The following is an 11246-nucleotide window of genomic DNA, read 5'->3' on the forward strand; positions in this document are numbered from 1 at the left end:
CTAGAAACCACTTATTTAGCCTTCTTACGTGTAATTGCACCCAGCAAAAGAAAGTTGTTAATTAAATTATTCCTGGGCCTCTACCTCGGCTGTCACCCCTATCTGTCAACTTGCCTTCTTCATCCTGATTAACTTCTCCAAGTTCTTCAATACGCTCTGCCTCATCTTCTGCCGCTTGTTGGCGTGCATCACCCGGTTCTTCGTAATACATTTCCGGTTCAATTGCATAGTTATTAGATAAACCTTCTCTGTCTACGGTATAGCCGTCAGTGGTGCGTATACTTTCTGAATCGGTTTGGTCATCCGTAGGTGCATCTGCCTCCCGTTCTTCTGTGGGGAGTGTTTTGTACTTATCTCCTTCTCTTTCGATTCGAGCAGCAGTTTCAGCTGGGATGATGCCGCGATCATAAGTATCGACTTCCGCTCTATCGGATGAATCTGTATCTCTCTTAACTGCTTCATTAGCCATAATGTTATGTCCTCGTTAAAGAATCTATTAAATAACTTCAAAAACCAGATTAGGCTGTTTTTTATCTCCGAGCTACTATCTTGAGAAGTGACTTAAATTTAAAAATAATGCTATATTCTCTATCTTTTGATGTATCCAAAAGAATAAAATTGAGTCCGATTAAATACTGTGAATTTACATTTACTGGTATAACAAAGTTTTAGTTGAAGTCAACTTAACATTAAAACTGCAACTATACAAAGCTTTACCCAAGCCTGCAAAGACGGACGATTTATGTAGCTGCAAATTCTATTTGCCCGTATAAATCCTAGTTTAATGGTTAGTAAATTTACTCGCCCAGGAATTGGCTTTTCAGTAATTGAATTTCATCGGCTAATTCTTGGCGAGTTGAAGCCTTGAGTAGATAACGGAAAATAAACCAACTGGTGTAACTAATTCCAACTAACTCAAAAAGTGGTGATAGTAATGGAATATCATTGATTGCAGCTAGTAATGCTAGTACTAGCCTAGCTGTAACAATCGCTGTCAAAATTAAAGCAACGGTTATTAGAGGCTGCTTGTAGTCTTGAAAAAAGTCACTTAAGTATTGGGGCAGTTGCTCTAAAAATTGAGAAATTTGTCTGCTAATTTGCTGCCATTGAGATTCAGGTTCAGGTGCTGGCGGTAACTTTGGCAAGTTTGCAGTATCAGTACCTTCAAGTGCTAGCGTAGCTTCTGATAAGGAAGCATCAATCGATTCACGTTGCTGTTGTTCGGTTTCCATAGTTTTTATGTTCGGTAACTACAAGACTTTGTATAACTGAACTGAGCATCAATAAATATAGTTATTAAGGTTGTCAGTTGTCAATTATTAGTGGCCAGTAATAAGTTTAACTGACCACTCAGACTTAGCAGGAATATTTAAATCTGTTTATGCCTACCTGCTCGCTTTGTTATTAGCTGCTCTATTGTTTTGGTGCGGCAACTGTTGCTTTCACAACTACACTAGTGACACCTTTGATTTCTTTAGCTAATTTTTCAATTTTAGCCAACTCCTGCTGATTGGTGACAGTTCCTGAGACAGTCACAATCCCACCATCTGCGGCATTAACTGTTAGTTGGCTCTTAGGTATGTTAACCTCCAACTTAGAGCGAACTTCACTTGCTAAGTCACCTTTGGCTCGTTGTGTATCGCCACCCGTAGTATTATTGCGCTGTTCACGGGCGCGGATATCAGAATTAGCTTGGTTTCTGCGAACTTCACTTTGTGCGTCTTGTTGAGAAGCTTCTGTTGTTTTTGCATTCGGTGTTTGGGGAGCTTCATTAGGATTATTGGGTGCAGATTCACTTGTTTTAGAAGCGTTATCACAAGCAGCAACACCAAACACTAAAAGGCAACTAATTACGAAAGGGGTTAGCTTTTTCATTGGTTTAATTCTGAATCAAAAAGTGAAATCTGTTGATATTTACAGCAAAAGTGAGGAGCAAGTTTTTTTATTCAGGAGCAAAGTTTTCAAATTATTGCTCTTGCAATTTTGTCTAATTAGTGTAAGTGAAAACTACTTTTGGTTAAAGTACTTCATCACGACGATCGACAATAACTACAGAAGGATCGTTTCTATTAGTCTCTGTTGAGTAATTGGGACGAATGGGATCGACTACTCCTGCATTTCGATCGCTTACTCGGTCGGAAGCTGGGCGATATTCACTAATCTCTGTGGCATCATAGATTGCAAATTCTTCAATACCTCGATGTTTGAGAATCGCTTCAGCTTGGTGGATTTCAGCTTCCGTACCATCAAGAATTACTAAGTAGTCGCCTCTTTGGAAGCGATCGCCATATACTCGTGCTCTGTCTTCGGGAATTCCTAAGCCAACGAGTGCGCCGACAATACTCCCTGCTGCTGCACCGATCGCACCACCAGTTAATGTTGTCGCCAAAGCTGTTGCAACTGCGCCACCTGCAATTACTGGCCCAATTCCCGGAATCGCTAAAGTCCCAAGTCCAACTAATAAGCCAGTCAAGCCGCCTAGAACACCACCTGTAGCGGCTCCAGCTTTTGCACCATCATCTGCTTTATTACCAGTACCAACATTTCTATCTACATCTACACCACCGATCCCATGACCGTTTGCGTCTTTGGCAATGATGGAGACTTGATTCAAAGAAAAACCTGCATCTCGCAATTCTGTAATTGCTACTTCAGCATCTCGACGATGAGAAAATACCCCGATCGCACGTTTCGCAACACCACTATAACCCGCAGCCGGAGTTGGAGTCACATAACCAGTGGTTGCATTTGTCGCATCTGGGTGGTCGTAAATGCCAAACTCTTCCACACCCTGCTGATTCAAAATTGCTTCTGCTCTAAGTATTTCTGAATCTGTACCATCAATAATGACTAAATAGTGTCCTCGTCTAACACGTTCGTCATAAACTCTAGCTCGTTCTTCAGGAATTCCTAGACCAATTAACGCACCAAGCAAACTACCAGCCACTGCACCAATACCAGCGCCAGCGAGAGTTGTAGCTAGGGTAGTTGCTGCGGCTCCAGCCAACATAATTGGCCCAATTCCAGGAATTGCTAAAGTGCCAAGACCAACTAATAAGCCAGCCAATCCGCCCAAAGCACCGCCCGTAGCTGCTCCGACTTTAGCACCGTCGTCAGATTTATCGCTAACGCGATCGCTCACATCCGCGCCAGCAATATCATCTCTGTCTCCATCTTGGGTGATGACAGAAACTCTGTCCATGTCAAAGCCAACTTTTTTTAATTCATGTAGGGCATGTTCAACATCTCGACGATGAGAAAAGACACCTACAGCACGTTTATGTACACCTACAACCATTATTCTTGCTCCTCAGCCAAAATCAATTATTTACTAATTTATAGCTCCTAGTAGCCCTCATTAATACATGTTTCTATTTATTTTTCATCAATCGCTTGGAAGAACTTTTATCTCTATCATTAGATATAGGTGATTTTATCTAAAGAAAGTTATTAACTAAATCTCAACTAGAAAATATATTTTATTTTATGAAGTTTATATAACAATTACTCTATGTTTTCAATTCACTCAATAAAATTGATACCAAGAAGCATTATTTTCTAGCGTTTGCTACTGTAACTCACCCACTCACAACCTGCTATATCGATAGATACAGTTTTATTAAATTTACTTTTGCCTAATAAATTTTCTTTGGTAAAATATTAAATAGATTATAAATTTTATTTGAGAATATATAAGAAAATATTTATATTTTTAAATATGACTTTTGGACAACTAACCTATTACCTAAGAAAGTGCCAGCTTAGATAAATTATAATTAAGCTGATAAATAAGCCATTTTATAAATGGGTATTTAAAGGGTTGTTTTAAAAGTCCTCCAGGGTGTGTTTTACTACCCTAGCTACCGAGAAACTGCTACTAGGAAATCGGAGTTTTGGCATTTAAGATCACACCCCTGAGTTGCACTTGAGGCTCAAGCCGACCCTTTTCAAACATCCTCTAATTGAGTAAAAGTGAGAAAATCCTATGTTTCAAAGTGTTTTAACTATTTGGGGATGGAATTGGCTATCTTTAGGATTAGCGCCAATAACTTTAGCTCAGGAAGTACTAACTCCAGAAGAAGCATCGGTTGTTTTTTCTGGGCCTAAATTGTTAGTGGCACTGCTAGCTGGGGTTTTGATGGCATTTGCTTTTCAATTGTTATTGACAAACTTTTCAGTTGCTGTCGGAATTTCATCTTGGGAAATTGATTCAGATTCTGATGATGAGTCTGAAAGTTTGGGTAAGACAATTCGTAAAGGTCAAGCTAAAGTTGGTACTTGGGCGTTAATAACCGTTAGCATCGCATTATTTATTGCTTGTTTTTTAGCAGTAAAACTGAGCCTAATCGAAAGCGCATTTTTAGGAGCAATTATTGGTGTAGTCATTTGGTCTACCTATTTTTCACTAGTCATTTGGTTAGGTTCGTCGGCGGTAGGCTCTTTAATTGGTTCTATATCTAACACTGTCACTTCTGGTTTTCAAACTCTGATGGGCACGGCAACTGCTGGCATCGGTGCTAATAGTGCTAAAAAACAGTTAGTTTCTACTGCTGAAGATATTACAGCCGCGGTCCGACGGGAACTAACTTCAGGTTTTGATTCTGAAGGTATTAAAAATACCCTTCAAAGTTCTTTAAGCTCTCTGCAATTACCAAAGCTAGATATTAAAGAAATTCGGAGTCAATTTGACCAGCTTCTTAAGGAGACAGATTTGCAATCTGTTGCTAACAGCGACCTGTTACAAAATATTGATCGCCAAACATTTGTTGATTTAATCAGCAGCCGTGGCGATTTATCTAAAGAAGATATCAATAGCATTGCTGACCAATTTGAAGGTGCATGGCAACAAGCTTTAAATCGCAAAAATCCCACAGAACAAGTAATTAATTTACTCAAGTCTGCTACTCCTGAAGAACTTAATTCTGAGCAATTAGGCGAACGGCTTCAACAACTGGTTACAATCGGAGGCGGTAATGGCAGTGGTGTAATCAAGCAAGCTATTCGATATGGGTTGAGCGCCGCTGCACCAGCGGTTCTGGAACGAGTAAACCTTTCTAATATCGATGTAGATAAAATTACAACTCAGTTGCAAAAACTGAAAGAAAAAGTTCAAGATGTCGATGTCGATCAAATCACAGAACAACTTCAAAAGTTTAAAAAGCAAGCATCTGAGCAAGTATCTGCAAAATTGCCAATATCATTAGAAAACACGATTGAAACAGATGTAGAAGACTATATATTGCATTCGTTTGCTTGGCACTTCAATCGAATTACCCTAGTAGATGAATTTAAAGAAGTCATCTATGACGTAAATGCAGATCCAACAACTGTGAGACGGGAGTTAGAAGAAATCAATCAAGAATATTTCACCAACTTACTAAAGCAACGTGGTGATATTAGCGAAGCTAGGGTGAAAGAAATTTCTGAACAAATGGAAAGCGATCGCCTGGAAGTTTTAGAAACTGTCAAACAGGCCCAAACACGAGAAAAAGGGCAAGATTTCCGCAGCCGCATCGAAGATTATCTACGTTCGACAGGTAAAGACGAACTCAATCCTGAAGGTATTGAACGAGACTTTGGCAAGTTGCTAGACGATCCACAAGCTGGTTTTGAAGATTTAAGTAGCCGCTTCGAGCAATTTGACCGCGATACACTGGTACAATTGCTCAGTCAGCGTCAAGATATCAGCGAAGAGGAAGCTAATAATATTGTTAGTCAACTCGAACGCAACCGCGATAATCTCTTGAATCGTGCTAGAGAATTGCAAGAACAAGCAAAAGCAAAAGCCGATGAACTGCGCCAAAGAGTTGAAGAATATCTGCAAAATACTAATAAAGACGAACTCAATCCCGAAGCTATCAAACGCGAGTTTAAAGTTTTATTAGACGATCCCCAAGCCGGAATTAGCCTTTTACGATCGCGCCTATCGCAATTTGACCGCGATACACTGGTACAATTGCTCAGTCAGCGTCAAGATTTGAGCGAAGAACAGGTAAACCAAACTCTCGATCAACTTGAAGCAGTCCGAGATAGTATTTTACAAGTACCGCAACAAGCAAAGGAACAGTACGAAAAAACTACAAAAGCGATCGCCGAATATCTCCGCAATACCAACTTGGAAGAACTTAATCCAGAAGGTATTAAAGCCGATTTGGAAAAATTACTCGACGATCCCAAAGCCGGAGCCTTAGCACTGCGCGATCGCTTGTCTAATGTCGATCGAGAAACCTTGGTAAAACTTGTTAGTCAACGCGGAGACTTGAGCCAAGAGCAGGTTAATCAGATCATCGATCGCGCTCAAGATGCCATTGGTGATATCCTGAGAGCGCCACGACGTTTAGCCAAGCGTACCACTCAACAAGCTTTAGATTTTGAAGCCAATCTCGAAGAATATCTGCGTAATACCAACAAAGAAGAACTCAACCCCGAAGGAATCAAACGCGATTTACAATTGCTGCTGTCTTCTCCCCGTGCTGGAATTGGCAATTTAACCGATCGCGCCTCAAAATTTGACCGTTCGACAATTGTGGCGCTATTATCCCAACGTGAGGATATCTCAGAAGAAGAAGCTAACCGAATTGTGGATCAAATTGATTCTGTTCGCAGCTCGATTGTGGAACAATTCCAGCAGATTCAGCAAAGAGTGCAATCAGTGTTAGATGGAGTTTTTGCGAAAGTTCGCAACTATCTCAACTCCCTGGATCGTTCCGAACTCAACTATGAAGGGATTAAGCAAGACTTTGCGAAAGTGTTCGACGATCCCCAAGCTGGATTTGAAGCATTGCGCGATCGCCTCAGTGAATTCGATCGTGACACTTTAGTTGCTGTATTGAGTTCTCGTGAAGATATTTCCGAGGCGGATGCTAACCGGATAATTAACCAAATAGAAGCGGCGCGAGATGGTGTATTGCAACGAGCCGAACGCATCCAAAAAGAAACCCAAAAACGCCTGAAAGCGATTCAAAAACAAACTAAAAAGCAAGCTGAAGAAACCAAGAAAACCGTTGCCAATGCTGCGTGGTGGATATTTTGGACAGCGATTACTTCCCTTTGCGCCAGTGCGATCGCAGGTGCGATCGCTGTGACTGGGATAACTTTACCTGGGTAAAATATCTTCATCATCAGGAATTTAGAGAAATACAAAGTGGTATTCAGTCTTTATAAATGAATGCCACTTTTTTTATTTATGAAAACAAGTACTATCGTCTATACTACCATGACCTTCTTATTCCGATATTTATTAAAAAACCTCATTGAACAAAGATTTCATATTTCGTTATGGCCAGAGTAATAAAACAGAGTTACTTATTATTTCTTAAACATAGAAAAAAGCCTGCTTGAGGTAGTATCATAAATCTTGTTATTCTGAATACAGTAAAAATGTTCTAAAATATATGCAATTCTGTAGAAGGTAATCTGCTTATTTGCTAGCAGATTGCTACTAAAATTTGTGAATTCATCAGGCACAACGACATAACGTACATGATTCTTGGCAAAATCAATTTTGATGCCAATATTATCAATAAATTCAGTGTTTCTCAAATCTTTAGACTTAACAGCAAAGACTTGTTTTAATCAGGTCTAATTTGTTATATCTTTCAACTCGTTATTTCTCCACTTTGTTTTTTCGGCATTGTTGAATGAAAGTGTGAAGTTCTAAAATTTCATATTTAAAATAGTTTTCTTTCTGCCTTTAGCAAAAAGCAAATTTATCCTCTTAATCAGCAACGTAATTTTCTAATGGAGAAGTGACGAGGTAATTTTTTACCAAGCCCAGTTGGGGCAGGTGTGGGGGTGTGGGGTGTAGGGGTGTGGGGAAGAACTAGCCCCAACCTACCCGCATGAGTCTTTAGCCCAGCAATAAGAAGGGCAACCGTGAAGTCCTTTGGTGTCAATCCAAAGGACTTCACCTTACACCCTTAAACCCTTACACCCCTAATGAACCTTTAAATTCAGGATAAATTCGCTATGCCAACCATTGATGGTACTAATCGCCCTGACAATCTTGGTAATTCTTTTTCTGTTCTCCCTAATATCATCAACGCATTTGAGGGGAACGATACGATTAACGGCGGATGTGGCGACGATACAATTAACGGCGCAAAGGGTAATGATAGCCTTCTTGGCGGATTTGCCAGCGATACGATTGACACCGGAAGGGGCAACAATACGATTGACAGTGGAAGGGGCAACAATACGATTGACAGCGGATTTGACGGTAACGATAAGATTAACGGCGGATCTGGCGACGATCAGATTCAAGGTGGAGCTGGCAACGATACAATTAACGGCGTATCTGGCAACGACCGGATTGATGGCGGATCTGGTGACGATCAGATTGACGCCAGATTTAACAACGATACGATTAGTTTATAGTTATTAAATTGCGCCGCATATACATCAGAAAATCAGGTAATACAATCGCAACAGTTACGATGATGCCACTTAATGAAAAAAATGTCATGTCAGAGAATTTGAGAACGCAAGTTAGGACGCAAGCAATGTAGCGATCGCACTGGTTAACAAGGCTTTTAAGTTATTGGTAATTATTTCATTATACATAACTAGATAAATCATCCAATAAATCTCAAAAAGCAAAACCAACCCTATCTGAACAAAGGTTTTAGATTTTGTTTTAGCGAGAGGAATAAAATCAGCTTAATTACTCTTTCTTATAGATAGAAAAAATTAGGCTTGAAAGTAATACTATGGTCTTGTGATTATGAATAGAATCAAAACCTTTACTGGCGGTGCTGGCAACGATGTTTTCGATTTCAACTCTGTTTCAGATAGTCCTACTGGTTTGTTACGGGATGTTATCACTGACTTCGTTGGAAACGGTATCTTTACAGGCGATCAAATCAATCTATCTACCATTGATGCTAATTCAAGTGTAGCGGGCAACCAAGCCTTCACTTTCATCGGGGCTAGCGCATTCTCAGCAGCCCGTCAGGTTCGTTATTCAGGAGGTATTCTTCAAGCTAGCATTGATGGGGATCTGTCGGCTGAGTTTGAGATTGGACTGACAGGAGCACCACCATTAGTGGCAAGCGACATCATCCTCTAATCTAATATACCTCTTGCAAAAGCGCTTCACACCCTACTTCTAAGAGCAAGCGCTTAGGGGTGGAGTTCTTATTTATGTATTTACACCTAATGTGAATTACAGCAGTTTTTATGTATTTGAACCACACCTGTCGTAGGAGCGCAAGTCCTTGCGCCCCTACTACGTGGTCTATTTAACTGAAAATAGCTGTAAATAAGTTAAGACTGGAAAGTGAGAATATGAATATTAATACCAAAACGACGAAGCAATAAACCTAGTGTGTGAGAAGCAATTTTGGCAGCAATGTGAACACAAAAGCCATAAATTACCAATGCTTGCCAGGGTTTGATCGTGCTGCGTATGCATGAGAAAATCAGTTAATAAACCCCGTTCATTTTGAAACCTGGAGTTTTTAAGGAGAGTGTATTATTCGGTTGTGGCTTGAGTTCTGAGCTTTACTCTAATTCCAAAAAACTATGGTTTTCAAGGTAGACGCGGTTTACAATCGCAACAGTTGCGATGATGCCATACATAATAGCCAAATTGTAACGCCAGGGGTGTAGCGATCGCACTGGTCTAACAAGGGAATAGCACTAAGTTAAAATACAGCCCCGATCCTGGGAGGCTTCACCTCCAGTGACTTTACCATAGGCAGCAGCCCTCTGGAAATACATTTCTAGTCTTAAGACTAGGAACGAATTCAAGTTACACAAATCTTTAGGCTTTTCTTAGTGTTATGCATCTAACAAAGCTTTTAACTGATTGGCAATTATTTGTTATATATGACTACAGCAACCACTAAGCAAATATCAATATGCAAAACCAACCCTATCTGAACAAAGATTTCTGATTTTATTATAGCGAAAGGATAAAAGAAAGTTAATTATTATTTTTTATAAAGAGAAAAAATTCTGCTGGAAAATAATACAATAGTGTTGTTATTATGAATACAAGAATATTTTTCTCAAATCTATATAATTACGTAGGACAAAATCTACTTATTCATTAGTATTTTCCAGATGGAACGACTGAAAACATAAGTTATTAGGACATTAAAGGAGTTTTAGTACAATTTTGATGTAAACATCATCAAATACATCCAGTACTTCTTAAATATTCTCAAATATTCTCAAATATTCAAACTTAATAGTCAAGACCTGTTGCAATCAGGTTTGGTTCAAGAATATATTGCTACTCGCAAGCTTTTGACCTTGTTTTATCGACATTACTAAATGAAAGTGTGAAATTCCCAAATTCTATGTTTAAAATTGTTTATTTTATGCCTTTAAAGGAAACCAAATTTATACTCTTAATTCAGCAATGCCGTTTTATAATGGGGAAGTAAAGACGTAATTTTTTTTCCTCTAAGTTTAGGAGAAACTCATCAATGGCAACTTCAATATCAATTTCCTCCGGTAGCGGCAGTGTTAGTGCCAGTTCTAGTAGTCATAGCAGTAGTAGCAATAATGGTCAGAGCGATGTCATTAACGCTAGTGGTGGTAACAGTACCCTTATAGGTGGTAGTGGCAACAGTCTCCTTAACGCTGGTAGTGGCAACGATAGCCTCTTTGGTAATGCTGGCAACGATACTCTTAACGGTGGTGCTGGCAACGATAGGCTAAATGGCGGTACTGGCAAAGATATTCTCAGTGGTGGTACTGGCAAAGACACTCTCATCGGCGGTGATGGGGATGATGTCCTGACTGGCGGTAGTGGGAATGATATTCTCACTGGAGGATCGGGTAATGATATTTTCAAGTACAACTCAATTTCTGAGAGTCTACTTTCGTCACGTGACTTAATCACTGACTTTCGTGGAAACGGTAGTTTACCAGGCGATCGAATCGATCTATCTACTATCGATGCCAACTCCACTATTGGGGGCAACCAAGCTTTCAGTTTCATTGGGAGTGGTCAATTCTCCGCACCTGGTCAAATCCGTTATTCTGGAGGTATTCTGCAAGGTAACACTGATGGTAATCTGTCGGCTAATTTTGAAATTCGGCTTATAGGAGCACCACAATTAGTGTCAAGTGACCTCATTCTTTAATTTAATATTCCTGCCTTGAAAGTAAGGTAGGAGGCAGAAGGTAGAAGGCACTAGAGAATGAAAATATTTCTTTACAGCCCTCAGTTCTAGTCACTATTTTCAAGGCAGATATAATTTTGAAGAAAAACTCTGGTACAAAGTTAGAGTGTC

The 11246-nt window shown here is 39.7% G+C and carries 8 protein-coding genes; 4 read left to right on the plus strand and 4 right to left on the minus strand.

Annotated features, from left to right (window positions below; genetic code table 11):
• Nucleotides 1–61: 61 nt before the first annotated feature.
• The 4 genes from HWQ58_RS07570 to HWQ58_RS07585 form a co-directional block, all read right to left on the minus strand.
• Nucleotides 62–469, minus strand: coding sequence for a hypothetical protein (locus HWQ58_RS07570; RefSeq protein WP_292859805.1), 408 nt, complete (start codon nt 467–469; stop codon nt 62–64).
• Nucleotides 470–797: 328 nt separating this feature from the next.
• Nucleotides 798–1232, minus strand: a complete 435-nt coding sequence (locus tag HWQ58_RS07575) for a CAAD domain-containing protein (RefSeq protein ID WP_292859808.1) — start codon at nt 1230–1232, stop codon at nt 798–800.
• A 181-nt stretch (nt 1233–1413) separates the two neighbouring features.
• Nucleotides 1414–1875: a BON domain-containing protein gene (locus tag HWQ58_RS07580; RefSeq protein ID WP_292859811.1), complete on the minus strand. Its 462-nt coding sequence runs from the start codon at nt 1873–1875 to the stop codon at nt 1414–1416.
• A gap of 142 nt (nt 1876–2017) precedes the next feature.
• Nucleotides 2018–3298, minus strand: a complete 1281-nt coding sequence (locus tag HWQ58_RS07585) for a histidine kinase (protein ID WP_292859814.1) — start codon at nt 3296–3298, stop codon at nt 2018–2020.
• 687 nt (nt 3299–3985) lie between these two features.
• Between HWQ58_RS07585 and HWQ58_RS07590 the strand changes: the two genes are divergently transcribed.
• The 4 genes from HWQ58_RS07590 to HWQ58_RS07605 all read left to right on the plus strand — a co-directional run bounded on the left by HWQ58_RS07590 (nt 3986) and on the right by HWQ58_RS07605 (nt 11096).
• Nucleotides 3986–7108 carry an MFS transporter gene (locus HWQ58_RS07590; protein ID WP_292859817.1) on the plus strand — a complete coding sequence of 1041 codons (3123 nt, stop codon included), beginning with the start codon at nt 3986–3988 and terminating at the stop codon, nt 7106–7108.
• Between the two features lie 860 nt (nt 7109–7968).
• Nucleotides 7969–8376, plus strand: a complete 408-nt coding sequence (locus HWQ58_RS07595) for a calcium-binding protein (protein ID WP_292859820.1) — start codon at nt 7969–7971, stop codon at nt 8374–8376.
• 346 nt (nt 8377–8722) lie between these two features.
• The gene (locus HWQ58_RS07600; protein WP_292859822.1) at nt 8723–9067 is read left to right on the plus strand and encodes a hypothetical protein; all 345 of its coding nucleotides are present in this window, start codon (nt 8723–8725) and stop codon (nt 9065–9067) included.
• 1366 nt (nt 9068–10433) lie between these two features.
• Complete coding sequence (locus HWQ58_RS07605; protein WP_292859824.1) at nt 10434–11096, plus strand: hypothetical protein; 663 nt, start codon at nt 10434–10436, stop codon at nt 11094–11096.
• Nucleotides 11097–11246 lie beyond the last annotated feature (150 nt).

Source organism: Nostoc sp. LPT, assembly GCF_017115165.1.
In the GTDB taxonomy this organism is placed as follows: domain Bacteria; phylum Cyanobacteriota; class Cyanobacteriia; order Cyanobacteriales; family Nostocaceae; genus Nostoc.